28 protein-coding genes are annotated in these 25,309 nt (G+C 71.7%); 4 read left to right on the top strand and 24 right to left on the bottom strand.

All coding sequences use genetic code 11. The annotated features are described in order from the left end of the window. Positions 1–3: 3 nt before the first annotated feature. From aspT to ABT160_RS02810, 5 genes are all read right to left on the bottom strand, one after another. Positions 4–1,683 (bottom strand): aspartate-alanine antiporter, encoded by a 1,680-nt coding sequence (gene aspT, locus ABT160_RS02830; protein WP_351642634.1) that lies wholly within the window; start codon positions 1,681–1,683, stop codon positions 4–6. 126 nt (positions 1,684–1,809) lie between these two features. Further along, the gene (locus ABT160_RS02825) at positions 1,810–3,228 is read right to left on the bottom strand and encodes a GH1 family beta-glucosidase (RefSeq protein ID WP_351642631.1); all 1,419 of its coding nucleotides are present in this window, start codon (positions 3,226–3,228) and stop codon (positions 1,810–1,812) included. A 54-nt stretch (positions 3,229–3,282) separates the two neighbouring features. Further along, a complete protein-coding gene (locus tag ABT160_RS02820) occupies positions 3,283–4,131 on the bottom strand; it encodes a carbohydrate ABC transporter permease (protein ID WP_351642629.1) in 849 nt (282 codons plus the stop codon). A gap of 9 nt (positions 4,132–4,140) precedes the next feature. Further along, complete coding sequence (locus ABT160_RS02815; RefSeq protein ID WP_351642626.1) at positions 4,141–5,136, bottom strand: carbohydrate ABC transporter permease; 996 nt, start codon at positions 5,134–5,136, stop codon at positions 4,141–4,143. 7 nt (positions 5,137–5,143) lie between these two features. Beyond that, positions 5,144–6,457, bottom strand: a complete 1,314-nt coding sequence (locus ABT160_RS02810) for an ABC transporter substrate-binding protein (RefSeq protein ID WP_351642623.1) — start codon at positions 6,455–6,457, stop codon at positions 5,144–5,146. 264 nt (positions 6,458–6,721) lie between these two features. Here ABT160_RS02810 and ABT160_RS02805 point away from each other — a divergent pair, with 264 nt between their 5' ends. Continuing rightward, on the top strand, positions 6,722–7,747 hold the full coding sequence (locus tag ABT160_RS02805; protein WP_351643040.1) for a LacI family DNA-binding transcriptional regulator: 1,026 nt from the start codon (positions 6,722–6,724) through the stop codon (positions 7,745–7,747). Positions 7,748–7,812: 65 nt separating this feature from the next. On the opposite strand, the gene ABT160_RS02800 is transcribed toward ABT160_RS02805, so the two are convergent. Beyond that, a complete protein-coding gene (locus ABT160_RS02800) occupies positions 7,813–8,175 on the bottom strand; it encodes a hypothetical protein (RefSeq protein ID WP_351642620.1) in 363 nt (120 codons plus the stop codon). A 67-nt stretch (positions 8,176–8,242) separates the two neighbouring features. Next, positions 8,243–9,493, bottom strand: a complete 1,251-nt coding sequence (locus tag ABT160_RS02795) for a helix-turn-helix domain-containing protein (protein ID WP_351642617.1) — start codon at positions 9,491–9,493, stop codon at positions 8,243–8,245. A 565-nt stretch (positions 9,494–10,058) separates the two neighbouring features. Here ABT160_RS02795 and ABT160_RS02790 point away from each other — a divergent pair. After that, entirely contained in the window at positions 10,059–10,280 is a 222-nt protein-coding gene (locus ABT160_RS02790; RefSeq protein ID WP_351642614.1) for a helix-turn-helix domain-containing protein, read from the top strand. Positions 10,281–10,358: 78 nt separating this feature from the next. On the opposite strand, the gene ABT160_RS02785 is transcribed toward ABT160_RS02790, so the two are convergent. From ABT160_RS02785 to ABT160_RS02770, 4 genes are all read right to left on the bottom strand, one after another. Next, positions 10,359–10,589 carry a hypothetical protein gene (locus ABT160_RS02785; RefSeq protein ID WP_351642612.1) on the bottom strand — a complete coding sequence of 77 codons (231 nt, stop codon included), beginning with the start codon at positions 10,587–10,589 and terminating at the stop codon, positions 10,359–10,361. Beyond that, positions 10,582–10,779, bottom strand: a complete 198-nt coding sequence (locus tag ABT160_RS02780) for a hypothetical protein (RefSeq protein ID WP_351642609.1) — start codon at positions 10,777–10,779, stop codon at positions 10,582–10,584. Before ABT160_RS02780 ends, ABT160_RS02785 begins: the two co-directional genes overlap by 8 nt. A 281-nt stretch (positions 10,780–11,060) precedes the next feature. Beyond that, positions 11,061–11,897 carry a helix-turn-helix domain-containing protein gene (locus tag ABT160_RS02775; protein ID WP_351642606.1) on the bottom strand — a complete coding sequence of 279 codons (837 nt, stop codon included), beginning with the start codon at positions 11,895–11,897 and terminating at the stop codon, positions 11,061–11,063. A gap of 18 nt (positions 11,898–11,915) precedes the next feature. Next, entirely contained in the window at positions 11,916–12,644 is a 729-nt protein-coding gene (locus tag ABT160_RS02770) for a DUF6879 family protein (RefSeq protein ID WP_351642598.1), read from the bottom strand. Positions 12,645–12,860: 216 nt separating this feature from the next. Here ABT160_RS02770 and ABT160_RS02765 point away from each other — a divergent pair, with 216 nt between their 5' ends. Both ABT160_RS02765 and ABT160_RS02760 read left to right on the top strand, forming a co-directional pair. Then, complete coding sequence (locus tag ABT160_RS02765; protein ID WP_351642596.1) at positions 12,861–13,292, top strand: hypothetical protein; 432 nt, start codon at positions 12,861–12,863, stop codon at positions 13,290–13,292. Beyond that, complete coding sequence (locus ABT160_RS02760) at positions 13,292–13,519, top strand: hypothetical protein (RefSeq protein ID WP_351642594.1); 228 nt, start codon at positions 13,292–13,294, stop codon at positions 13,517–13,519. Before ABT160_RS02765 ends, ABT160_RS02760 begins: the two co-directional genes overlap by 1 nt. 204 nt (positions 13,520–13,723) lie before the next feature. Here the strand turns inward: ABT160_RS02760 and ABT160_RS02755 are convergent, their stop codons facing one another. From ABT160_RS02755 to ABT160_RS02695, 13 genes are all read right to left on the bottom strand, one after another. After that, positions 13,724–15,343, bottom strand: a complete 1,620-nt coding sequence (locus tag ABT160_RS02755) for a hypothetical protein (RefSeq protein ID WP_351642592.1) — start codon at positions 15,341–15,343, stop codon at positions 13,724–13,726. Positions 15,344–15,360: 17 nt separating this feature from the next. Further along, positions 15,361–15,633 carry a hypothetical protein gene (locus ABT160_RS02750; protein WP_351642590.1) on the bottom strand — a complete coding sequence of 91 codons (273 nt, stop codon included), beginning with the start codon at positions 15,631–15,633 and terminating at the stop codon, positions 15,361–15,363. Further along, positions 15,633–16,034, bottom strand: coding sequence for a hypothetical protein (locus ABT160_RS02745; RefSeq protein ID WP_351642589.1), 402 nt, complete (start codon positions 16,032–16,034; stop codon positions 15,633–15,635). The genes ABT160_RS02750 and ABT160_RS02745 overlap by 1 nt, the downstream gene beginning before the upstream one ends. A gap of 23 nt (positions 16,035–16,057) precedes the next feature. Then, positions 16,058–16,303 (bottom strand): holin, encoded by a 246-nt coding sequence (locus tag ABT160_RS02740; protein ID WP_351642586.1) that lies wholly within the window; start codon positions 16,301–16,303, stop codon positions 16,058–16,060. A 31-nt stretch (positions 16,304–16,334) separates the two neighbouring features. After that, complete coding sequence (locus ABT160_RS02735) at positions 16,335–17,330, bottom strand: hypothetical protein (protein ID WP_351642584.1); 996 nt, start codon at positions 17,328–17,330, stop codon at positions 16,335–16,337. Positions 17,331–17,392: 62 nt separating this feature from the next. After that, the gene (locus ABT160_RS02730) at positions 17,393–17,647 is read right to left on the bottom strand and encodes a hypothetical protein (protein ID WP_351642581.1); all 255 of its coding nucleotides are present in this window, start codon (positions 17,645–17,647) and stop codon (positions 17,393–17,395) included. Further along, positions 17,647–18,078 carry a hypothetical protein gene (locus tag ABT160_RS02725; RefSeq protein WP_351642579.1) on the bottom strand — a complete coding sequence of 144 codons (432 nt, stop codon included), beginning with the start codon at positions 18,076–18,078 and terminating at the stop codon, positions 17,647–17,649. Before ABT160_RS02725 ends, ABT160_RS02730 begins: the two co-directional genes overlap by 1 nt. A 17-nt stretch (positions 18,079–18,095) precedes the next feature. Then, positions 18,096–20,849 carry a hypothetical protein gene (locus tag ABT160_RS02720; protein ID WP_351642578.1) on the bottom strand — a complete coding sequence of 918 codons (2,754 nt, stop codon included), beginning with the start codon at positions 20,847–20,849 and terminating at the stop codon, positions 18,096–18,098. A 2-nt stretch (positions 20,850–20,851) separates the two neighbouring features. Next, positions 20,852–23,056, bottom strand: a complete 2,205-nt coding sequence (locus ABT160_RS02715) for a phage tail tape measure protein (RefSeq protein WP_351642576.1) — start codon at positions 23,054–23,056, stop codon at positions 20,852–20,854. A gap of 155 nt (positions 23,057–23,211) precedes the next feature. Next, entirely contained in the window at positions 23,212–23,634 is a 423-nt protein-coding gene (locus tag ABT160_RS02710) for a hypothetical protein (protein ID WP_351642574.1), read from the bottom strand. A 7-nt stretch (positions 23,635–23,641) separates the two neighbouring features. Then, positions 23,642–24,157 (bottom strand): hypothetical protein, encoded by a 516-nt coding sequence (locus ABT160_RS02705; protein WP_351642573.1) that lies wholly within the window; start codon positions 24,155–24,157, stop codon positions 23,642–23,644. Beyond that, complete coding sequence (locus ABT160_RS02700; protein ID WP_351642570.1) at positions 24,157–24,567, bottom strand: hypothetical protein; 411 nt, start codon at positions 24,565–24,567, stop codon at positions 24,157–24,159. The genes ABT160_RS02705 and ABT160_RS02700 overlap by 1 nt, the downstream gene beginning before the upstream one ends. Before the next feature lie 6 nt (positions 24,568–24,573). Further along, entirely contained in the window at positions 24,574–25,308 is a 735-nt protein-coding gene (locus ABT160_RS02695; RefSeq protein WP_351642568.1) for a hypothetical protein, read from the bottom strand. Position 25,309 lies beyond the last annotated feature (1 nt).

Here is a 25,309-nt window from a genome sequence, read left to right as displayed (position 1 = left end):
TGATTACGCTCCGAGGATGCCGACCAGCAGGGGTCCGGTGAGGGGGAGCAGGAAGTTGGAGAGGGTGTACGTGATCGTGTAGCCGAGCATCGGGACCGAGCTCTGGGCCACCTGGGTGACGGAGGTGATCGCCGGGGTCGAGCACTGCTGTCCGGCGATCGCGCCGACCAGCAGCGGCGGTTCGATCTTCAGCAGCTTGCGGCCCACCAGCAGCGAGAGCGTGGCGGGCACCAGGACCATCGCGATCCCGGCGAACGGCAGCAGCGCCCCGTACTGCTTGAGCAGAGGCCAGGCCTGCGGCCCCGAGATCAGTCCCGTACAGGCGATGAAGACCGCCAGGCCCATGTCCTTCAGCGTGGTCGCGGCCTGCGGCGGGAAGGCGCCGAAGGTCTGGCGCAGCGAGCGGAACCAGCCGAAGAGCAGCCCGGAGATCAGGCAGCCGCCGCCGGTGCCCAGCGACAGCGGGACGTCGCCGAACCGGACCACGACCTGGCCGAGCAGCGAACCCACCGCGATGCCCAGGCCCAGGTAGATGAAGTCGGTGGCGTCGTTCTTCACCACCGCGCCGATCTTGGAGGCGAGCCGCCCCAGGCCGGAGCGGGAGCCCACCAGGGTGAGCACGTCGCCGCGGTGGACGACCGTGTCGGGGGTGGCGGGCAGGTGCTGGTCGTTGCGCAGCACGTCGGTGACGTACACCCCGCCGCTGGTGAACTCCGGGTGCTCCTTGGTGAGCCGGTCCAGGGTGCTGCCCTGGAGGGCCTTGTCGGTGAGCGCGATCTGCCGGGTGGCCAGCGGGGTGTCCAGGCCGGGGATGGCGGGCGTCTCGGGGCCGATGACCCGGCCGGCCTCGATGATGTTGGCCCGCCGGCCGACCGTGAGGACCAGGTCGGACAGGGTCAGCTCGAAGTCCGGCGGGGGCGGGGTGAGCACCTTGCTGCCGCGCTTGACGGACTCGACGGTGACCCGGCCGCCCAGCGAGGACTCCAGGTCGGCGACGGTGCGCCCGTCGGCCTCGGTGACCAGGAAGGTGCGCCCGACCAGGCCGGGCAGCGCCTCGCGCTCGTCGGCCTCCAGGCCGCTGTCGCCGCCGCGCATCTTCTCCCACAGCTCGCGGGAGGCGTCGCGCAGGTTCACCCGCATCAGCATCGGCATGAACTGGCTGGTGTAGAGCACGATGGTGATCAGGCCGAACAGGTAGCAGACGGTGTACGCGGTGGCGACGTGGCCCTGGTACTGGCTGACCTGCTCCGCCGTCAGGCCGCTGAGCTGCCCGATCGCCTCGGTCGCGGTGCCGACGACGGCGGACTCGGTGGCGGCGCCGGCCAGGATGCCCGAGGCGGTGCCCACGTCCAGGTCGAAGGTCTTGGCGAGGAAGAACGCGATGCCGATGATCGAGGCCAGCTCGATGAAGCAGAGCACGAAGAAGCGCAGGCTCTTGCGGTTGAGGTTGGCGAAGAACTGCGGCCCGGCCAGGTAGCCGAGCGAGAAGATGAACAGCGCGAAGAACACCGTCTTCACGTCGTCGTCGACGGTGACGTGCTGGGTGCCGAGCAGCAGCGAGACGATCAGCGTGCCGCAGATGCCGCCGAGCGTGATCGGGCCGAAGCGCAGCTTGCCGACCAGGTAGCCGCCCGCCAGGCAGAGGAACAGGGCGAGTTCGGGGTGGTCACGGATGATCCCCATCCGGCCTCACCCGGGCCGTTCCGTGAGGACCGCGGTGGCATGCGTACGCAAATAGGACATAAGCCGGAAATTAACAGCGCTGCGGCGGGACGGCATTCCGTGCCGCCCCGCCGCAGCCTCCCGGCGCTACTCCGCCCGGGTGTCCGGCAGCTCCCCCGAGCGCGCCACCCGCGCGTACCAGCGGGCACTCGACTTCGGGGTGCGCGCCTGCGACTCGTAGTCCACGTGGACGATGCCGAACCGCTTGCCGTAGCCGTACGCCCATTCGAAGTTGTCCAGGAACGACCACAGCAGGTAGCCGCGCACGTCCGCGCCGTCCTCCATCGCCCGGCGCACCGCGGCCAGGTGCCCGTGCAGGTAGGCGATCCGGTCCGGGTCGTGCACCGAGCCGTCCGCGGACACCTTGTCGTCGCAGGCCGCGCCGTTCTCCGTCACCACCAGCGGCAGCCCCGGGAACTCCCGGCCCAGCCGCACCAGCAGGTCCCGCAGCCCCGACGGGTCCACCGTCCAGCCCATCTCGGTGCGCTCGCCCGGCGGCTGGTGGAAGGCCACCCGGTCCGCGCCCGGCCAGGGGGTGTGCGCGGTGATCCCGTGCCCGCCGTTGCCGCCGTCGGCCGGGGGCGCGCCCTCCTCGGCGCCCGAGACCAGCGTGGGGGAGTAGTAGTTGACCCCCAGCCAGTCCAGCCGCTGGTGGATCGCCGCCAGGTCCCCGTCCCGTACGAACGACCAGTCCGTCAGGCCCGCGGTGTCCGCCAGCAGGTCCGCCGGGTAGGCGCCCTTCAGCAGCGGCCCGGTGAAGACCCGGGTGGACAGCGCGTCGATCCGGCGCCGCGCGTCCAGGTCCGCCGGGTCCTCGCTCCTCGCCCGCACCTCGCAGGGGTTCAGGCTGATGGACACCTGCGCCCGGGCGGGCAGCGCGGCCCGCAGCGCGCTCGCGCCCAGGCCGTGCGCCAGGTTCAGGTGGTGGGCGGCGCGCAGCGCGGCGACCGGGTCGGTGCGGCCCGGGGCGTGCACCCCGGAGCCGTACCCCAGGAAGGCGCTGCACCACGGCTCGTTGAGGGTGGTCCACATCTCCACCCGGTCGCCCAGCGCCCCGGCCACCAGGGACGCGTACTCCGCGAAGCGGTACGCGGTCTCCCGCTCGGGCCAGCCGCCCGCGTCCTCCAGCTCCTGCGGCAGGTCCCAGTGGTACAGCGTGAGCACCGGCCTGATGCCCCGCCCGAGCAGGTCGTCGACCAGGCCCCGGTAGAAGTCCAGGCCGCGCTGGACGGCCGGGCCGCGCCCGGTCGGCTGCACCCTCGGCCAGGAGACCGAGAAGCGGTACGCGCCCACCCCGAGGTCCGCCATCAGCGCCACGTCCTCGGCCCTGCGGTGGAAGTGGTCGCAGGCGGTGTCGCCGGTGTCGCCGTTCTCGGTGCGGCCGGGGGTGTGGCTGAAGGTGTCCCAGATGGAGGGCGTGCGACCGCCCTCACGGGCCGCGCCCTCGATCTGGTACGCGGCGGTGGCGGTGCCCCACAGGAAGCCGTCGGGGAAGGTGACGGGCATGGTTGAGCTCCCAACGTGTGCGAGAGGGACGGGTGCGAGGGGGACGGGATCGGGTCAGCCCTTGACGGCGCCCTGCATGATGCCGCCCACGATCTGGCGGCCGAACAGGACGAAGGCGACCAGCAGCGGCAGCGTGCCCAGCAGCGCGCCCGCCATGATCACCGACTGGTCGGGGATGTACCCCCGGCCCAGGCCGGTGAGCGCGACCTGGACGGTCGGGCTGCCGTTCTGCGTCAGGGCGATGATCGGCCAGAAGAAGTCGTTCCAGGACATGACGAAGGTCAGCATCCCGAGCACCGCCATCGCGGGCCGCGCGGCCGGGAACACCACGTGCCACACCACCCGCCAGCTGCTCGCCCCGTCCACCCGGGCGGCCTCGACCAGCTCGGTGGGCAGCGCCTCCACCAGGTACTGGCGCATGAAGAACACCCCGAAGGCGCACACCAGCGCGGGCAGGATCACCGCCTGCAGCTGATCGGTCCAGGACAGCTTCGCGACCAGCATGTACAGCGGTACGACGCTCAGCTGCGGCGGCACCATCATGGTGCCGATCACCATCAGCAGGAGCAGGTTCTTGAAGCGGAAGCGCAGCTTGGCGAAGGCGAAGCCGGCCAGCGTGGAGAAGAGCACCGTGCCCAGCGCCACCGATCCGGCCACGACCGTGGTGTTGAGCAGCGCCGTGCCCATGTTGGCGTCGGTCCAGGCGATCTCCAGGTTCTTGAACAGGTTCCCGCCGAACCAGAAGGGCGGCGGGGTCTGGGCGAGCCGCCCGTTGCTGCGGGAGGCGGCGATCGCGGTCCACACCAGGGGGAACAGCGAGCCGATCGTGAACAGGGTCAGCACGGCGTAGGTGATTCGGCCGCCGTGCAGCTGGCGCCCCGCGCGCTTGGTGGTGGTCAGCATCGGGCTCCCCTACGCGCTCTTGCGCAGTCGGCGGGCGATCAGGCCGTTGACCGCGCCCACGACCAGCAGGATCAGGAACATCGTCCAGGCGATCGCCGAGGCCCGGCCCAGGTGCAGGTTCACCCAGCCCTGCTCGTACAGGTACAGGCCCAGCGTCTGGAACTGGTGGTCGGAGCCGCCGGTGGCGCCCCCGCCCCCGCTGAACAGCAGCGGCTCGCCGAACAGCTGCGTCGCCCCGATCGTGGACACCACGCAGGTGAACAGGATCGTCGGCCGCAGCGCCGGGACCGTGACGTGCACGAACTGCTGCCAGCGCGAGGCGCCGTCCAGCGCCGCCGACTCGTACAGCTCGTGCGGGATGGCCTGCATCGCCGCCAGGTAGATCAGCGCGTTGTAGCCCGTCCAGCGCCACACCACGATCGTGGAGACCGCCAGCTGCGAGGTCCAGTCGCCGTTCTGCCAGTCGACCGGCCCCACGCCCACCGCCCCGAGCGCCCAGTTGATCATCCCGTAGTCGCGCCCGAAGAGCAGCACGAAGACCAGGGTCGCGGCGGCCACCGAGGTGGCGTACGGGGTGAGGATCGCGACCCGGAAGAACATCGAGCCGCGCAGCTGGTAGTTGAGCAGGTGCGCCACGCCCAGCGCCATCAGCAGCTGCGGCACGGTCGAGATCAGCCCGATGGTCAGCGTGTTCCTCAGCGCGTTCCAGAAGAACTCGTCGTCGAGCAGCCGGGTGAAGTTGCGCAGCCCCACCCACTCCATGTCCGTCGGCGCGGTCAGCTCCACCCGGTGCAGGGAGGCCCAGCCGGTGTAGAGCATCGGGACCAGCCCGAAGACCGCGAAGAACACGAAGAACGGCGCCACGAAGGCGTACGGACTGAAGCGCACGTCCCACCGGTACCAGCGGCTGCGCCGTGCCCTGCGCCGCTCGTCCGCCGCGCGCGCCGCGGCGGGGGCCGCGCCCTCCTCGTGGGAGGGCGCGGCCGTGGTTGCCTCGCTCGTCATGGAGTGCTCACTGGTCCAGTGCGTTGTCGATCTTCTTCACCGCCGCGTCCCAGCCCTCCTGCGGGGACTTCCCCCGCTGGTCGACCTGGAGCATGCCCACGTCGGCCAGGTTCTGCGCGATGATCAGGTCCTTCGGGCCCAGGATCTGCACCGGCACGCCCTCGGCGGCCTTGGCGAAGATCTGCCCGGTCGGCGCGCCGCCGAAGTACGGGTGCTTGGCGTTCGCCACCGCCGGGAGCTCGTACGTGGCCGAGGCCGAGGGGAAGCTGGCGCGCTTCTCGAACAGGGTCGCCTGCTGGGCCGGCGCGGTCAGCCAGGCGGCCAGCTTCGCGGCCTCCGCCTTGTGCTTGCCCGCGGACGGCACGGTCAGGAACGAGCCGCCCCAGTTGCTGGGCTTCGGCGCCGCCGCCACGTCCCACTTGTCCTTGCCCGCGGCCCCGGCCTTGTCCTGGATGTAGCCGAGCATCCAGGCCGGGCAGGAGACGGTGGCGAAGGTGGCGTTGGCGTACCCCTGGTCCCAGGCCGGGGTGAACTGCTGGAGCTTGGCGGTCAGGCCCTGCGTGGCGAACGCGGCCGCGGTGTCCCACGCCTCCTTCACCCCGGGGCTGGTCTTGTACGAGACCTTCCCGTCCTTGTCGTAGAACCGCTCCGCGCTGCCGCCGGTGATCGCCGCCATCACCCCGGAGGCCGAGTCCACGAACGCCGCGCCCTTGGGCGCCTTCGCCTTGAACTGCTTCCCGGCCGCCAGGTACTTGCCCCAGTCCCCGGCCCACAGCTTGCCCACGGCCTCCCGGTCGGTGGGCAGCCCGGCCTTGGCGAACAGGTCCTTGCGGTAGCAGATGCCCTGCGGCCCGATGTCGGTGCCCAGCGCCACCGTCTTGCCGCTCTTGTCGGTGCCCTGGGCCCACTTCCAGTCCAGGAACGCGGACTTGTCCACGCCCGGCGCCTTGCCCAGGTCCTCCAGCTTGGCCGACTGCGTCGCGGTGATCTCCGCGATGTTGTTGACCTCGACCGCCTGGACGTCCGCCAGGCCACTGCCGCTGCCCAGGTGGGTGAGCAGCTGCGGGTAGTAGTTCTCGTTGCGCTCGATCGAGGTCTGCTCGATCCTGATGCCGGGGTTCAGCCGCATGTACTCGTCGTACAGCCCGGCCTCCTTGAGCCCGAAGGCCCCGAACACCCCCACCGTGAGCGTGGTCTTGCCGCCGCCCGAGCCGGAGCCCTTCGTGGCGCCTCCCGCGGGCCCGTCGGCGTCCTCGGCGCAGCCGGCCAGCAGGCCGGCCCCGAGGGCGGCGGCGAGCGCGAGGATTACGGCCTTGCGCATTGCGTCCTCCCAGTGTCCTGACGTGTGCACCCGCGCCGGTTCAACCGACCCGTGGGGTCCGGGAGTTGATTTTCCGTCGGCGAGGGCCTGAGTACGTGCGGGTCATGAATGAGCGCGGTACGGTGGGAGCGCTCCCACAAGTGATGTGTTGAAGGGTCGCGGCTGCCTGAAGGGGTGTCAAGGCAACGGACACGTTATGTTCTCGGCCAGGGGAGCCAAGGGAGCCAAGGGGGGATTGACGTGGTTGATCGCCGGAACAGCGGTATCCGCGGCCTTCGGGTGCGCGGCGCGGGGCGCCCGACGCTGGAGGAGGTGGCCGCCCGCGCGGGCGTCGGCCGGGGCACCGCCTCCCGGGTCATCAACGGCTCCCCCCGGGTCAGCGAGCGCACCCGGGCCGCCGTCGAGGCGGCGGTCGCCGAGCTCGGTTACGTACCCAACCGCGCCGCCCGCACCCTGGCCGCCAACCGGGCCGACGCGCTGGCCCTGGTGGTCCCCGAGCCGGAGACCCGCTTCTTCGCCGAGCCGTACTTCTCCGACATCGTCCGGGGCGTCGGCGCGGCCCTCGCCGACACCGAGATGCAGCTCCTGCTGACCCTCGCTGGGAACGACCGCGAACGCCGCCGGCTCGCCCAGTACCTGGCCTCCCACCGGGTGGACGGCGTCCTGCTGGTCTCGGTCCACGCGGACGACCCGCTCCCGGAACTCCTCGTCGAACTGGGCATACCGGTCGTCGTCAGCGGCCGCCGCTCGGCCGAGGAGCCGCTGCCCTCGGTCGACTCCGACAACCTGGCCGGGGCCCGCTCGGCCGTCGCCCACCTCGCGGCGCGCGGCCGCACCCGGATCGCCACGATCACCGGCCGGATGGACGTGTACGGCGCGCGCTGCCGCCTGGACGGCTACCGCGAGGCGCTCACCACGGAGGGCCTGGCCCCCGACCGGGTGGCCGAGGGCGACTTCACCGAAGCGGGCGGCCGCCGGGCGATGACGGAACTCCTGGCGCGCTGGCCGGACCTGGACGCGGTGTTCGCCGCCTCCGACGTGATGGCGGCCGGGGCGCGCCGGGTGCTGCGCGAGTCGGGCCGCCGCATCCCGGACGACGTGGCGCTGGTGGGCTTCGACGACTCGGCCATCGCCCGCCACATGGACCCGGCCCTCACGAGCGTGCGCCAGCCGATCGAGGAGATGGGCCGCGCGATGACGGGGGTGCTGCTGCGGGAGATATCCCGCCCCTCGGACACCCCCCCGAGCCTGGTCCTGCCGACACGGCTGGTGGTGCGGGACTCGTCGTGACCCCGGCCGTGGGGTCCGGCTCCCGCCCGGGCGCCCGCTCCGGCCCACCCGGGGCGCCGGGGCCGTCACGGTGGTGCGGGGCTCGTCGTGAGCGGGCCGACCCGCAGGGGCGGGAGCGGTTCGAGGTCCCAGCGCGGGGCGGCCCAGGTGACGCCCGAGTACTCGCTGCGCACCGTGTAGTCGCCGACTCCGACCGCCCGCACGATGCCCACACGGCCGAGCGCCGTGTCGAGGACCTTGTCCCCGGTACGCAGCCGCCGCACGACGGCCTCCCGCACCTCGGGGTGTCCCTGGTGCACGAGCCGCGGTTCTTCCGGCACCGGCGTGCCGGGCTCGGCGAGGAGGTACGCACGGTCGAGGATCGGCCGCCCGCAGAGCCCGCAGGTGGAGGACGGGGGCGCGGGGACGTCGTAGGCACGCAGTGTCATGCAGGGACCGTAGAGCCGCCCGCCCCCGGCAGAGGGCAGGGATCCATACCCCTCGGCCGGACACGGCCTACGCGGCCAGCAGGCCGATCCGGGCGGCGAGTTCGGCGGCCTGGCGCCTGCGGGCGGTGACCTTGGACTCGGACTGCTCCAGCACGATCCTGCGGGCGTACCCGTTGTACGTGATCGTCTCCGGGGCCGCCTCGTGCGCCTGCGCCAGCGTGGCGAGCGCCAGGTCAGGGCGGCCGTCGAGCTGGTAGCCGCGCGCCTCCTCGATCCGGTGCCGGGCCCGGCGCGGCCGGGACGGGATGGCGTCCGCGTCGGCCCGCGCGACCTGGCGCACCGCCTCCGGGCCCGAGTGCAGCTCGACGGCCACGGTGACCGCGTGCGCGCCCATGGCGCCCCGGGAGAACGAGGTCACCGGGTGGTAGTACGCCTCCGGCAGCCGCTCGGCCACCGCCCGCGCGGAGTCCCAGTACCGCCACGCCGTACCCGCCTCGCCCCGGCGGGCCGCCGTGTACCCGGCCTCGAAGGCGAGCGCGCCCGCGACGGCCCGTACGTCGTCGGTCCCGTCGGGCAGCAGTGGCTCCAGGAACCGCGCCGTCTCCAGCGCGACCGCGTCCGCCGCGTCGTAGTGCCCGGGGCCGGAGTCGCGGTGCGCCTGGGCCATGAGCCACGCGGCCACGCCGATCGCGTGCGGGTCACCGGACTGCCGGGCCGCCATCATGCCGCGCTCGGCCACGCGCCACAGGAGCGAGCTGTCCGGCTGGTAGGCGACGAAGAACTGGGCCAGCGAGTACACCTCGGCCACGACGGCCTGCGCCGCGCGCCACTCCTCCGGACGCCGGGCCTGCCGTACGGCCAGCTCGGAGTCCCGGATCAGGTCCGGCAGCAGAGCGCCGATCACGTCGCGGTGGTTGGCCGCCCGGTGCCGGGCGCTCCACGCCTTCGCCAGGCGCGCCCGCAGATGGGGTACCGGCGGGGCCTCCCGCTCGGTGACCAGTGGCAGGTGGTCCACCGCCGCGCGGACGGCCGCGAGCCGCGGGTGCCCGGGCCCCACGAAGAGGTCCACCCGGGGCTCGGGGCGCCCGGTGAGCTCGGCGAGGTTGCGCACCCGCAGGACCTCGGCGACCTGGAGCACCGTGTCGAGCCCCGGCGCCCCGATCCCGCCCTTCTCGACCTGCTTCACCCAGGCCGGCGACCGGCCGAGGAGCCCGGCGAGCACGACCCGGCTCATGCCGCGCCGCTCCCGGAGGAGCTGCATCCTGCTGCCGAAGGCGATCGGCTCGGCGTACGGGTCGGGAGTGGCGTCGGAAGACATCGGACCCTGCCCTTCTCAACGGCTCGTCCCCGCCAGGGTAGGGCGCGCCGGCGACCCGGGGGAGAGGATCTCCGAACGCACGGCCCGGGGCCGCGCGGCGGCATCCCCGTACAAACGACTCGGGCCCCGTCCTCTTCGTGAGGACGGGGCCCGAATCGATCAGGGTGAGTAACGGGACTTGAACCAGTTTTTTGACCTGATTGTGACCTGCGACGATGCCGGTTTTCGGGACATTCTGGTGCCGTTCGATGACGCTCGATGACGCCAAATGCGGCCGGACGCCCCGCCGTGTTCCCGCGGGAACAGCTCCCGGCGGCGCCGCCCGGCGCCCACACGGGGTGAGTAGCAAAGCCCCGAATCGCGCTACCGGCGCACGACAGCGCCCCCCGCTCCAGCGAGGGAGCGGGGGGCGAGTCAGGCCCTCCCGATGCTTGGGGAGCGGGGAGGGCCAGTCTGGGGATCTTGGGCGGATACCCGCAGATCAGCATGATCAACCTCCTTATGGTTGACCATAAAGACATTTCGATCATGGAGGCGTGACCGTGGCTGAGTGCACCACGAGCCGATGCCCGACGACCGCGTCCTCGCACGCCGTCGCGCCATCGGCGATCAGATCCGCGCCGCGCGTCTCTGGGCCAACCTCACGCAGGAGAAAGTCGCGCTGCGCGTCGACATGTCCCTCGCCTCGTACAACCGCATCGAGCAGGGCCACGCGTCCGCGAAGCTCGACACCCTGATCCGCATCGCCGACGCGATTGGTGTCCCGCTCGCCGACCTCGTGCGCTGAGCCCCGGCCGACCGATCCGCCGTCGGTGGCCGGCCGGGGCGCCCTCGCACACCGAGGCGGGCCGGCCGCGGCGGCAAGTCAGGGGCGCAGCCCCGAGGGTCTCGGCGGCGCCGAGTACCGGCGAGGCTGCACCGGCGACGACCCGACCCGCAACGGCGGCAGCAACTCCAGGTCCCACCGCGCCGCCGACCACGTCGCCCCGGTGTACTCGCTGCGCACCGCGTACTCGGCGACGTCCGCCGACTGCACGACGCCCACCCGGCCGAGGATCTTGTCGAGGACCCGGTCCCCGCTGCGGAGCCTACGCATCCTGCGCCTCCTCGACAGCGGCCTGGATCTCGGCGTCGCTGTGCCGCTTGTGGGCCACCCGCGGGGGCTCGCCCCGCCGCGCGCGCTCGGGCTCGACGAGGTACCAGATCCGGCCGATCGTCCGATCTCCACAGACCGTGCACGTCGACAGGGCGGACGCCTCCATCTCGACGCACCGGACCGGCGTCACGACGCGGCCTCCACGGGAGTCAGGCGCCGCTGCTCGACGCACGGTGCGCACGCGCTCCGGCGGTACGGCGATGCCGACGTGCGGTCGACGGGAGATTCCTCGACGAGACGGGCTGTGCTGGACGGGCCACGGTGCCATGCGCACCAGCCCGTACCCGCTGCGGCGGCCCCCGGGGGGCGGGTATCGGTGTCCATGACCTGCACCGTAGGCGCGGGTGATTCGCGCCGTGCCGTGTGATTCTCGATGATTCTCGCGCCGCCCCGGCGGATTCGCGATGATGCTCACGCGAGGTCGAGAGCAGCCCTCGCCCGGGCGATCAGGCGGTGCGCGGCGTCCCCGTAGACCGCAGCCCCGGCGAGCCGCTCCCACACCCGCTGGTACACGCCGAGGCTGTCCCGGTCGTCGAGCCACAGCTCCGCGTGCCAGTCCTCGACGAGGACGAGCCGGTCATCGAGGATCCAGAAGCCGGGCCCCGGCGGGATGGGGACGCGCGCGGCGAAGGGCACGATGCCGAGGTGGACCGTGTCGAGTCCGATCGTCCCTGCGAGGCGGTCGAGCTGGGCAGCGAGCGCGCCCGGCCGGCAGATCCGCGAGTAGAGCGCGGCCTCCCACATCACCACGTGGTACGCCTGCCGCCCGTCATGCAGCAGCCGCTGCCGCTCCATTCGCGCCCGTACTGCGGCCTCGGTGTCGCGCGGCGACTGGTGCAGCTCGGAGTACGACTCGAAGATCGCGCGGGCGTAGTCGGCGGTCTGGAGCGGCCCGACGACCATCGAGCCCTCCCACGCGTACAGCACCGACGCGCGCTCGTACTCGGTCGTGAGCGTGTCCTGCACCGGCCGGTGCCCGGCGGCGAGCTGGCGCCGCCAGGACCGGGACCGCGACTCCAGCCCCTGGAGCCGGGACAGGAGTTCCTCGCCCGCCTCCGGGTGGCCGGTCGCTTCCGCCCACGCGCGGAGATCCTCCGGCGTCGCGGTCTGCCGGCCGGTCTCGAGCTTGGACACCTTCGACTGGGTCCAGCCGAGTTGAGCGGCCAGGGCCCGCCCGGACGTCCGGCCCCGCAGCTCACGGAGCCGGATGCCGAGCGCCACCCTGGCCTGCTGAAAGTCGGTGCTCACCCGGGCACCGTATCCGCCCTACGCCTGGTCGTAAGGCCTTGCGTAGTGCCAGGCGGCCTCGCGGGCCTGGAGGTACGGCAGCACCTCCACCGGGTTCGTGATGAGTTCCACGCCGGTCATCTCGTCGTCCTCGTCGAAGTGCAGCAGGGCGACCACCCGGGCGTCGAAGATCCAGAAGTCCTCGTGGGGCAGGCTGAGTTCCTCGGCCTGCGAGCGGTCCAGGACGCGGATGTCCTCGCCCACGGCGCTGTTCCGCCGAGCGTTGTCGAGGAGGTACCGCTGCGCGACCGTCGGCGGGGTGTCCAGGATCCGTACCCGCTCGAACCTCTTCCCCAGCCGAGTCTGTTCCCGGCGCTCGGCGCACCACTCCGCGTCCCAGCTCGTCCAATCGACCGGCTCCCCAGCGACGAACTGGCGGTACGTCGGCGTGGTCTCGTCCGACGCGTACCGGCGCCGGGTCTCCAGCCGCCACGCCGAGTGCTTCAGGTTGGCGAACATGGCGTCGAACTCGGCGAACGTGATCATCTGCGGCACGTGGATCGCCTCCCGGGGACCGAAATTCGCGAGCAGCTCGCGCGGGACGATGACCGCGCCCTCGCCCGGCGCCCGCCGGTCGAGCTGGGCTAGCTCCTCCGGGTCGTCGACCCGGGGCCCTTGGACTACGTACCTCCCGTCGGGAATCGTGTACAGGGTCGGGCAGCCGTTCGAACCCGAATTGCTGCCGACCATACGGAACTTGCGGGCCATGGATCCCCCTCTGTGGGTCGTGTGGAGCGCGCACCGTAACGCTAGGGCGCGGTGGCGCAACAGGGCGCCAGAACGCACGAAGCGCCCCCTGCCCGGCCGGAGCTGTGGCAGGGGGCGTCGCTGTGGGCGGGGCACCCCTTGACGACTGTGCCTCACGTGAGGCATAGTTAAAGCGTCAGCAAGGGCACCACCCAAGCCGATCCAAGGGGGACCACCATGGCCATCAGCAGCCACGACGCCGAGCGCATCCACCTCCTCGCCCAGAAGGCCGGCGTCCCGGACGCCACCATCGAGCAGTGGACCGAAGAGGCCGGCGGCTACCGCTACGCCATCACCGGCCACACCGGCACCCTCAAGGCCCGCCAGGCCGACCAGGTCGCCGCCCGCATCCGCAAGCACGTCCAGGACCGCGAGCACGCCGTCGTCACCGCGGCCGCCGAAGCCGTAGGCGTCACCCCGCCCCCCGCGCCCGGGACCCCGATGGTCACCCCCAAGCAGGTCGACTTCATCCTGTCCCTGCTCGACCAGCGGCGCCGCAGCGGCGACGGCGGCGGCTTCATGAGCGGCCCCACCGACCGCGCCGGAATCGAGGGGCTGACCCGCCGCGAGGCCTCCACGTACATCACCTCACTGAAGGAGGACTACTGATGCCCGACCAGCAGCCCGAGCTGTGGTCCGCCGAGCAAGCCGGGGAGCACCTCGGCCTCACCCGCGACGCCGCGCGACGGCAGCTCTCCCGGTGGGGTATCAAGCGCGCCGGAACGGGCGTGTCCAGCGCGGGCCGCATCACGGCCCTGTACGACGCGGCCGCAGTACGCGCCGCCCACCAGGCTCGCCCCGGCCGCGGAGCCCGGACCGACCTCGCCGAGCCGTAGGAACCGCTGACTGCTGTCGGTCGGCTGCGCTACTCTGCCAAAGCAGCAGCCCGGCGGACGCGGGGCACTGCTCGTCCCCGCAGCGCGGGGGTGTTCCGGTTCGATGTTTCAAGTTGTCCCCGCCGCGCGGGGGAATCGGCCGCAGACACGACGTCGCCCCCTGCCCGGCCCGAAGGCCAGACAGGGGGCGACGTTGTTCGCCGGTCAGTAGGTGAACCACGCGGTCCCGTTGGAGTACACCCTCAGCGACCCGTACGCCGCGTTGATCACCTTGCTCGCCGCGCCGTCGATGTTCGCGGCGCCGCTCACGGTGATCGTCTTGGTGCCGTCGGCGGCGCCCGACTCATCCTTGATCACGAACTCCTGGCCGGTGGCCGTCGCAACGTTGGGCAGCGTGATCACCCGCGCGGCCGTGATCGACGTGACCGCGATCCGCGAGTCCGTCGTCAAGATCGTGTAGTTCGCATCGGCCACCGCCGTCCGCCCACGGGCGAAGCCGAGACCAGCCTCCACCGCGCCGGTCGTCCGGACCTTCCACGGCGTGCGGCCGTTGACGTTGTCCCTGACGTGCAGGTCGTTCGTGGAGTCGTTGCGCATGCCGACCGTCCACTGGACGACGGCATTCGTGGCGAAGGAGAGGCCTGCGGAGTTGGTCGTGGCGCCCCGGTTCAGGCGGGCCTCCCAGGAGCCGGAGTTCGCCGCGCCGATGTCGAGCTGGACCTGAGGCGAGACGTTCCCGCCGAGCCCGATGAAGCCGTTGCTGCGCTTCCCGTAGATGGGCGAGTCGATCGCCGCGCCGAGGTCGTTGTAGCGGATCCACCGCAAGTCGGACCCGGCGTTCGACCCGGTCTCCGCGACGGAGTCGGCGCGGATCGCCCAGCGCTTGTAGGCGTCCTTGCCGCCCACGTTCGTGCCGTCCGTGCTGCCGAAGACCAGGTCACGGTTCGTGCCCGGGGAGCCCTCGACGATCAGCGGGACGCCGGAGGCGATCAGCTTCGCGACCGCGCGCACGTAGACGTCAGCCGCCGCGATCCCGAATCCGTTGGGGGTGTTGAACTGCGCGTAGGGGATCTCCAGCGCTGTCTGGAGCGCACCGCTGAGGTCCGGCACCTCGATGCTGATGTGGTTGTGCCAGGACAGCCCGTCGTTGCTCTTGCCGTGCGCGCCGATCCACGCGACCGACCGCAGCCCGTTCCCGGTGTAGCCCTCACGCCAGGCGATCATCGCCTTCGCGTCGTCCCGCAGCAGGTCCAGCCGCAGCGGCTCGCCCCAGTGCCCCGGGTACGTCGCCCGCTGGTACGACTGGAGCGTGATCCTGCGCGTCGAGTCGCTCGACGTCGTCCCGTCGTACGACGAGGCCACCGTCAAGTTCCCCGTCAGCGTCCCGCCGTCCGCCGCCAGCGCCCCGATGTCGGCCGGCACCAGCACGACGACACCGACCTCGCCGTTCACGGACAGGACCATCGGCGCGTACTGCGGCACCCCCGGGTCCGGGTCGAGCAGCGTCGCCACCCGCACCGGGGACCCATCGCCCGTCGGCAGCGCGAACACCCCTGCGGCGACGGGCTGCCCGTCGATGTGCTCCTCGATCTGCCAGTACCGGTTCGTGCCCGGCTCGACCCCGGCCGCGTCCGTCGTGATCAGCGCCTGTGACCACTGCCCCGCGACGAGGTCCAGCTCCACGCCCCCGGGCAGCCGCTCCCCGTTGACGGTGTCCGTCCACACCGCGGGCAGCGGGGTGAGCCGGACGAACCCGGTGGCCGCAGTCTGGGTCGCGGGGTTGGTGTACTTCCCGGTGACGACACGCGTCGCGGGCAGAGCCATCACGGCCCCCTCTCAGGTCACGGCTGCCAGGGCGACAGATCGAGGTCGGCCGGCGGATCAGGAACGGGCCCGGCCTGCGTGGTCGGCTCCACGCGCCGGGCCCAGCGCAGCAGCTCCAGCACGTAGCTGTTCGTCAGCCGCCGCTGGACCTTCTCTTCCTTCAGCTCGCGGTCCAGGCGCTCAGTGATCGCCGTGAAATCAGACCGGCGGTTCGACGCGCGGGACTGCTGCCACGTCAGCACACCGACCAGGCCAGCTACCCCCGACGCGACCAGCGCCCCCATGTCCATCAGCGTCGCCCCTTCCTCAGGTGACGGGGCGGCGGGTCCTCCATGCCCGACACCCACAACGTCCCGAGCGCGAACCCGAGCCAGCCGCACGCCCCGCCGGCCGCCCCGTCGAACCCGGTCGCCGCGGAGTACGCGAACGCCGTCCCCCACAGCGCGGCCGGGGTGCTGACCGCGGCGAAGCCCATCGCCTGCACACGGGGGCAGCGCGCAGGCACGGCGGCCAGGACGGCGAGCAGGCCGAGCGCGACCCAGCCCCAGCCCAGGACGTCGATCGGGACCCAGCGGGTCAGCTCGGCGATGCCGCGGCTACGGCTGTAGGTCACGTTGCCGATCATGCCGAGCGCTCCGTACCCGGCCCAGGCCAGGCCGAGGGTGACGAGGTACGCGCGGCGGCGAGACACCCGCCGCGCCGCCGCCGGCCACATCAGACGATCGAGGTCGGGCGGTCGACCGCGGTCTCGGTGATGCCGGGCCCGGGGCGGCCGACGCCGGACGTCGCGACCGAGGTGAGCACGGACAGCACAGCGGCCAGGCCGCCGACACCAGCCGCCTCACCCCAGTCCACGTCGAGGATGCTGAGGGCCCCGGCGCCGATCGCGCCGATGGTGCCCTGAGCGAAGGTACGGACGGCGCGCTCGAAGGCGGCCTTCCAGAAGGCTGCGATTCCCATGGGTGATCCACTTCTGTGAGAGGGGAGTTGGTCAGCGCCAGACGCGACCGCGCAGCACGCGGTACGTCACGGTGATCGGCTTGTCCGCCCAGAGTTCGAGCCGAAGCTGCGTGCCTGCGGGGAGCTGCCCGTTGCGGTCGAGGTGGACGTCGAGGCGCCCGTCCGCGCCGATGACCCCGGCGTCCATCGGCAGGTCCAGCGAGCTGCGCTTCTTCGCGACGTCGTAGTCCTGGTAACGGCCCTTCACGCGCGTGCCCGGGGCGCCGGCCACGGTGGCGTAGGAGGTGAGCACGTACGACGCCTTGCCCTGGAGCAGCGCGGAGTCGGCGGCCATCGCGGTCAGGGTCCAGGTGTCGGCCGGGATCCGGACGTCGGTGTCGGTGGACTCGGTCAGGTCTTCGGGCACGGGGTCCTCCTCGGCGGGCACAGGGGTCGGGCTGGTCGTGAACGCGGGCCACGAGCCCGGGTCCTGGTGGTCGTTCTCGGGGACGTGCGCGTGCGCGTACCAGCCCGCGCGGGACTCCCACACGGACTCGCTCCGGCGCGGAGCGAAATCGATCGGTCGGCCCATCGGCCACACGTCCGGCACACCCCACGAGCGCACCCACGCGAGCAGCTCCGGCCAGCCCTTGCACGGGGTGTCGGTCAGCTCCGCGTACACCCGCCCGCCCACGCGGCAGTACGGGAAGAACACCGTCTCGATCTGGATCACGACGCTGCCCGCGCGGTTCGTGCGGGTCCCGCCCGCCTGGTCCGCCAGGGACTTGGAGCGGGAGGTCGCCGGGTGGAACTGCGTGACGGCCCCGGTGAATGGATCCCACAGCAGGTGAGGCGCAGCGGCCTTGCCGTCCGGGTTCCGGCCGAAGTACTCGACGAGGTTGGTGTAGGGGACGAGGTCGGCGGGCTTCGCCGCGGTCGCGTTGCGGTCCCACGTGATGTGCGCGATGGCCTTGGCCGGGCCGCCGTCGGTGGGGGCGTGGTCGCCGATGTCGAGGCGCGTGGCGCCCGGCATCCACAGATCAGGCACGTGTGCCTCCAGACATGCGTGAGCCCCGGCCAGGACGGCACGGGGCGAAGGGCGTGCAGGGGTCAGGCCGTGGGGAGTTCGTGCCACAGGCGGGCGTAGTCCTCGGGGCTGTGCGCCCCGCCGCACTGGCCGACCTGCCGTATCAGCCACCAGCCCGGCTGGAGGACCACGTCGTTCGTGAGGCCCCACACGGTGACCGTCAGGGTCAGGGCGTCGCCCGTCTCGGCGTACTCGTCGGCGCCGATCCACGCGGCGAGGTCGGCCGCGTTGGCCCCGTCGTACTGGCGGGACTCGGCGGCGGGGACGACCCAGGGCATCAGACGACCTCCGTGATCTCGACGATGATCGAGCAGTTCACGTTCTGCACCTGCTGCCCGGTGAGCGGGCTGGCCACGAGCTTGAACGTGTGCGACCCCGGCGTGGCGATGGTGCCGTTGTAGTTCTGCGGGACCGTGCCGCGCCCGCCGTTGTCCGGGTCGGCGTTCGTGGTCAGCGGGCTGAGGTTCGCCCCGTCCAGGTTCAGGCGGCCCGTCTCGGTGCCGGACGAGGCGCCGGTCATGTTGAAGTCCCACGTGCACCACACGGTGTACATCGCGTTGGCCGTCTCGGTCGTCAGCGTGATCGTCGCCCCGGTCACGTCGGCGTTGGAGAGCGGCCCGGTCAGCGTGCCCGTCCCGACGGCGGAGTACTTCTTGGGCTGCAACCGGTTGAACTGAGCAGCCGTGATCTTCTGTCCGGCGAAGGCCACCGGGGCACCTCCTCAGGTCAGAGCGCGAGGCGCATCGGGTTCGCCAGCACCACCGGGGTGCCGGACGCGTGGGCCTTCGTGATCCCGTTCCGCCCGCGCTGGACGGTCATGGTCTGCGACAGGGCAGTCCCCACGATGTTCGTCACCCGCATCACCTCGCCCCCGACGCGGATGTCGAAGGGGAACATCGAGCCGTAGGTGGCCGAGTCGATCCACCGCGGGACGCCGACGGCGGTCGCCACGTTGACCGTGGTCGTCGAGCTGGAGATCGGCCCGTTCAGGGTGCAGCCGTCGGTGTCGACGCGGCCGAGGACATCGTCCTCGACGACGCCCACCGTCCACGGGCCAGCGGGCACGCAGTTGAAGTAGACGTCCCAGGTGAACTGGTCCAGTACCTCGCTGTAGCCGAAGGCGAGTTGGTCGATGAGGTCGGGCGGGAGCCACGCTGGGGGGCTGGCGATCGTGAGGCGGTCCCCGATGTCGAGCGCCAGCACCTCGTCGATCAGGTACGGCACCGCGTGCAGCATCACCCGGATCGTCGGATAGCGGGCCTCGTCCCACGTGCCCAGCGCCACCCGCCACGCGGCCTGCTGCTCGGCCTGGGAGTCCAGGTACAGGGACAGGGTCACGGACTCGTCGTAGGTGCCGACGCCCCCGTCCTCGGGGTCGGCCACGGACAGCGCCCCCGTGGTCTGCGTGACCCGCGCCGAGGACCCGCCGGAGCGGGTCACGGTCACGTCGTTGCGGATCTGCTGGTCGTCCTCCGCTGGCTCCAGCGGCGGCCCGACCTCGCCGTCCACGATGTAGCTCAGCGGCAGGGCGACCGCCTGGTTGTAGAGGCTGATCCGGTCGCGGTAGGCCAGGGCCAGCCGGTCCCGCCGCTCGTACAGGATCCCGCCATCCGTGTCGGCCGCGGACTGGAGCAGCCCGAGGAGCGTGTCCGACGCCTGCGTTCCCACGCGCTCGGACTCCCACGGCGGCGCCGTCAGCGACACCGGGACGACCTCCTCTCCGGCGAGGCGGTCCATCCTCCAGCCCGCGTAGTCCCCGGCGAATGCGGCGTCCGCGAGGTTGAAGATGCTGGTGTTCGAGGTGTTGAAGACGGCGAGGTGCCCCATGCCGATCCCGTCGAGGGCAGCCGGGAGCGAGGGCACGCTGACGTAGGCGACGCGCCCGATACTGCCCGCGAAGATCGTGTCGATGAAGAATCCGGGCTGATCGTCAGGGGTGAGCCAGGTCAGCGCCACGCGGATGTTGCCGCCGGACGGCTCGCAGAAGAGCCTCAGGCGCCGCCACCCGCCGTACAGCGTGGTGGCCGTCGTCGAGTTCTGCGACCCGAGCAGCGTGCCGGCCCCGTCGTAGGCGTCGAAGCGGACGTGCGACGAGCCGCCGCCGAGGCTGATCCGGACGCGGGCGATGGTGCCGGTGGTGAACACGTCCATGTACGCGGTCGCGCTGCCCGGCGACGAGGGCATGTTGACCATGTGCTCCACGTGCCAGCGCCCAGCCGCCGACGCGGGGCCGGGCACCGCGCCCCAGAGCGACGCGCCGGTGTGCAGGTGCGGCAGGCCCAGGGCCCCGGGCAGGTCGGTGTCCGTGGCGTAGTCGATGCTGCCCGCCACGATCAGCGGTTTCACCCCGGCGAGCGGGCTGTAGAACTGCGACGCGGCCTTGTCCTCCTCCATCGGCCAGTACGCGAGGACCGTCGAGTCGGAGGGGATGCGGCGCCGCAGGGTGCTGTCGAGGGGTTTGCGGCCCTGGCCGAGGCGCCGCTGGATCCCGGCCGCCTCGATCGGCGTCCACACGTCCCGGCCTGAGACGTCCCAGCGCGGCGGCCACGCGGAGACCTCCCCGTAGAACCGGTACTCCCTGTTGGTGATCGCGGCGTTCCCGCCCACGGTCCACGTCCGGCCGGCGCCGTCGGCGAACGAGGTCGTGCCCGGGGTCTTCGCCGTGAAGTCGGGGTTCGCCACGACGCTGCCGCCGATCCCGTTGCGGACCTCGGCGCGGTGAACGCGGCCGACGAGCGGGGCCCGCATGGGGACCGTGCCGGTCTGCGTCGGCCCGATCTCCAGCGGTGCCGTGCTGTTGAAGATGCTGGTCACGCCGGAGCCGGTTCCCGTGCCGAACTGCGTCCACGTTCCGCTGATGCTCGTCGACCAGTACGCGGCCGTGGCCAGGTTGCCCGAGCCGTTGTTCACGTCGAGGACGAAGCGGAGCGCAGCACGGCGCGGCAGCCGCGGCAGCGTGAAGTCCCAGAAGAACGCAGCCGAGGCGAGACCGCCCGTGGTCCAGAGCAGGGTCAGGTTCCCGCCGTAGATCCGCAGCAGCCAGGCGCGATTGCCCTCGACACCCCACTGGCCGATCAGCGTCTGGTTCAGCTGGCTGGTGTACCAGTCGCAGGTGGCCTCGACGCGGATGTCGATGTCGCCAGTGATGCCGAGGCTGGCGTGGTCCGGGGTGGAGGCGATGTCGGCCTGGGCCCCGGAGAGAGCCAGGTACGACTCGGTCCCCGGGACGCTGACCCGGATCGGGGTGTTGCGGCCGATCAGCCCGTAGTACGGGGACAGCGGGTTGCGCGGAGAGAAGCGGCCGTCCCTGTTGTTCAAGGTCAGCGAGCACTTCGAGGGATCCACGCGCGAGCCCTCGTCCTTGCGGCCCCGCTCGATCGTGATCGGGGACCGCGTGTACACGTAGGACGAGACGTCCGTCCAGGCCCCGCCGATCTGGAGTTCGGTCCGCACGTCGAGCGGGGTCTGGGGGAAGGCCACGTCTACCTCCTGTCGCCGAACGCGAGCTGCGCGTTGCCGTATCCCTCGACGCGGACCATGCGCCGCATGAGTCGGAGCAGGTCGCCGTCCGCGCCCGTCACGTCCAGGCGCACGACGACCACGCCGCCACCGCCAGCGCCGGGCCGCACCATGGGCGCGGCGCCCCCGGCGAGGCGGCCTCCGGCGGCCATGCCCGCAGCCGCGGGCGGTGGTTCGACGAGGGAGGCCATGGTGCGGGCGACCGCGGGCTGTCCGGCCTCGATGCCCTGGACGACGCCGGCCGGGATCCACCGGCCGACCTCCAGCGCCATCACCCGCGACGGCGACGCGATGCCCAGCGCCTTGGCGATCGGGCCTGGGATCAGGTTGCGGGCCCAGCCCATGAGGCTGTCACGCAGCCAGCCGCCCATGGAGACGATGCCGTTCCACAGGCCGCGCACGATGTCGGCGCCCTTGCCGTACAACAGCGAGCCCAGGTTGCCGAGGGCGCGGGAGATCCGGCCGGGCAGGCTGCTCACGTACATCATGAGCTGGAGCACCTTGACGGCGACGCCGGTCTTGATGCGGTCCCAGTGCCGCAGGAAGTACGACACGATCGGCCAGCCGGTGATCCAGGAGAGGATCGTCAAGCCGATCGACTTGATCTTGTTCCAGACCCAGTCGAACGCCTGCCCCGTCCACGCCTTGATCTTCGCCCAGTTGGCGATGATCAGCGCAGCCAGACCCACCACCGCCGCGATGACCCAGCCCACCGGACCCATCGCGATCAGCCACTGAGCCGCCATGACCACAGCCCACGCGACCGCCCGCGCCGCCATCCCGATGAACGTCATCGACGCCGTCAGCGCGGTGCGCGCGAGCGCGGCCAGCCACGTCCCCATCGACACCAGCGCCGAGCCGATCCACGCGGCGGCCGTCGTCGTGCCGGCCACGACGGCCGCGGCCCCGATCCGCACGTAGGCAGCGAGGCCGATCGCCGTCATCCGCATCCAGTTGCCGATCACGGTCCAGCACGAGGCGGAGATCAGGGCGTGCGCCCCGGTCACGATGGAGGACACAGCCGAGTAGGCGACCATCACGCCGCGCGTCACAGCGACCGTCGCGGCCAGCCCGGCGAACGTGTACAGCAGCGGGAGCATGACGCTCTGGTTGTCCATGGCGAACTTCACGACGACGCCGCCCGCGTCGCCCAGGTCGCCGAGCACCTTCCGCTTGAACGACTCGAAGGTCGCGGACGCGTTCCCGCCGACAGTGTCGACGAGCTTGTCCGTGGCCCCGGCCGCCTTGTCCATGCCCGCAGCGGCCGACGCCGTCGCCGGGTTGAGGGCGAACAAGGCGGCGCCGAGCACGTTGCCCGGGTCGCCGAACAGGGCCGCCGCCGCGTTCAGCCTGACCTGCTCGTTGGCCGTCCCGCGCAGCGCGTCCATGGTGAGCTGCAACGCCTGCTTCGAGGTGGCCCCACCCGCGCCGATCTTCGCGGCCATGTCCGCAGAGGACAGGCCGATCGACTGGAACGCCGCGTCCACCGCCGTGCCCCCGGCCAGGGCCCGCTCGCCGAACTGACCCAGCGCGTCCGCGACTTGATCGCTGTCGCGGGCGCCCGCTGCCATGCCCTGGCTGATCAGGCCGATGGCCGTCTGCCCGTCCAGGCCGATCCGGCGCCACTGCGTGCTGTACTCGTTGAGCGTGTCGAGCAAGTCGTCCGCCTTGTTGGCCGACGACTGGAACCCGGCGGTCATGATGTCGAACGCCTCGTCGGCGGAGTCGGCCAGGCCCGTGCGGACGAGCTGTCCGGCGGCGGCCGAGACCTTGCCGATCTCCTGGTCGAACGTAGAGGCCAGCGCCATGACCTTCGTGGTCACGCCCTCCAGCCCGCCCTCGGCGGCCGAGGTGTCGCCGATGTTCTGGTACACGCCGCGGATCGCCTCGTTGACCTCTTCGGTCGACTCGCCCCAGGCGTTGCGGTAGACGCTCGCGGAGACGCGGGACAGCTCGGCCGCCTCGGCCGGGCCCACGCCCAACTGCGCGGCGAGCTTGTCGCCTGCGGCCTCGGCGTCGATGTTCGCCATGATGCCGACGCCGAGCGCCCCGGCGAACCCGGCGCCGATCGTGGCGGCGGCGGTGTTGAACTTCTCGGCCATCTGTCCGACCTCGGCCGACGCGCGGTCGCGTGCGACGAGGTTGAAGACGAGCGAGGTGTCCGACACGGCGGGTCACCCCCTCTTCATCTTGGCCTCGGCCTCGTCCATCTGCTTGCGGTACGCGTCCAGCCAGGTCAGGTAGTGGTCCTCTACCTCGACAGTCATCTTGAGGAAGTCCTCCTCCTTGAGGCCGAGCAGGTGAGCGGCGTTGCCGAGGTTCGCTAGTCGGCGATCGGCAGCTGGGCTTTTCCCTCGCCGCCCTCGCCCACCTCGTCTTCGTCGTAGGCGGTCTCCATGGCCTTGTCGAAGGACGCGAGTGCGGCGGCGAGCTGGTCGCCGTGGAGGGTTTCCAGGGCGTCCTCGCGCATGAGGTGTAGCTCCTGCTGGGAGTACGCCAGCTTGACCTCGTCCCAGGTGAAGTCGACGTCCTCGAACTTCACCTTCGGGTGGTCGCGCCGCAGGTAGGTGAAGAGCAGCGCGCGCCTGCACAGGGCGTTGCCCTGGACCACGTCGGTCGTGAAGGTCGAGAAGTTCCGCGAGGTGCGGCGCTCCAGGTCCTCGCGCTCCACGGCCATGAGGCGGCGGGGGTTGTACTTCCAGCGGGTCGGCTCGTCCTGCCCCTCGGGCTGGTAGATCAGGTACATCGGGCTCCTATCCCTGGTCGACCCGGGAAGCTATCCGGCGGGCCATGTCTTCCATCGCGTCGAGGACGGCCTGGCGGTACGTGGTGGTCGCGTTCTCGAACGCCTCGTCGAACCAGCCGCGCTTGCCTTCCTGTGTGCGCCACGGCTCGTGCCCGTAGGTGAGCGTGCGCCACCCGCCGGACCTGCGGTTCACGCGCTTGGGCGCGTTGGGGAAGCGGCGGATGTTCTTGGTCTTGAACGCCTTCACGCGGGCGCCAGTCCACCGGCCGCCCAGCTTCACCTCGGGCCGGATCTTGCGGGCGATGCTGGTCCGCAGACCGGGCCGGGCGCCGAGCCCGGACGAGGCCATCGCCATGATCGAACTCTTCGCGTCGGCGGCCCCTGGCTTCAAGGCCTCCCTCATGTTCTTCGCGAGTTCCTTGCGCAGCTCCTTGCCGTCGGCCTCCGCGCGGATCGCCCGCACCAGGGAGTCCAGCCCCTCGTGCGTGCAGCGCAGCTCGAACGGCGGCTGGCCGCTGGGCATCAGGACGTCGCGCGGGTGACGGCGCCGGAGGTGGGGAAGGAGACGCCGGCCGTGGCCTCGTCGCCCACGCCGCCTTCGATGGGCTTCCACTCCTTGATCAAGACGCTGCCGGTCCACTTCGGGTTCGACGTGCCCACGGCCGCGCTCGTCGGCCGCACCTCGAAGGTGACGACCGTGCCGAACAGCGGCCACATGATCGAGTCGAGGCGGGTCGCGGCGAAGTCCTGGAGGAACTCCAGCCCCAGCTCACCGCCCTTCAGCCCGCCGAGGGTCTCCTTCCATCCTGCCGAGGCATAGGTGGTGACGTCCTTCTCCTCCACCTCCACACTCAGCTCCGCCTTGCGTGTGTACTCGGACAGGTCGGTGCCGTTCAGCGACACAAACTCGCTGGTGAGGACCATCTTCGGCATGGGTGATCACCTGATTCCCAGGGAGAGAGCGAACATGAAGCTGGGGCTCGTGCCGGAGATGGTCCAGGCCGCGCGCCAGTAGTTGTCGGTGATGGCCGTCCCGTCGGTGCGCAGGGGTTCGCCGCTGGGCGCGGTCGCGGCGGCGAACGTCAGCCGGGTCGTCGGCGAGCTGAAGCCCGCGTTGTCGTCGGACTCGACGCGGCAGGTGATGCTCGGCGTGGTGCCCGCGGCGGACAGCACGTGCAGCCCCGCGTACATCCGCTGCCCGGCGGCGACGGCGCCGAGCTGGAGGGCGGTGCCGGTGCCGGTCGCGGTGCGCGCGGTCCCGGGCGGGTGGGCGATCTGCCCCCGCACGAGCGGCCAGTGGCTCGTCGCCTTGGCCTGCCAGGGGGCGACCTCGCCGACCTCGCCGAGGAATGTGTACGAGCAGCGCAGCGCGCGCGTGAGGTAGGCCAGCGCGCCGACCGTGGCCGCCGTCGGGCAGACGGTCCACGGGCCGAGCCCGCCGAGCTGGGCCCAGCTTGCGTCGTCGACCTTCGTCGCGTCGCCCGCCTCCCACTGGCCCTCGCCGTTGATCTCCGCCGAGCCGAGCCCGGCGAGGACTTCCTTCCACCCGGCGCTGCCGTAGTTGGTGGTGTCCTTCTCCTCGAACTCGCCGCTCAGCTCGACCTTGTTGGAGTTGCCGGTCAGGTCGGCGCCGACGGCGAACAGACGCACATCGGTGAGGATCGTCTTCGCCATC

The organism is Streptomyces sp. NPDC001941 (assembly GCF_040296945.1).
GTDB lineage: Bacteria > Actinomycetota > Actinomycetes > Streptomycetales > Streptomycetaceae > Streptomyces.
The sequence above is the reverse complement of the archived record's forward strand: the minus strand, read 5'-3'. Positions and strand labels throughout refer to the sequence as shown.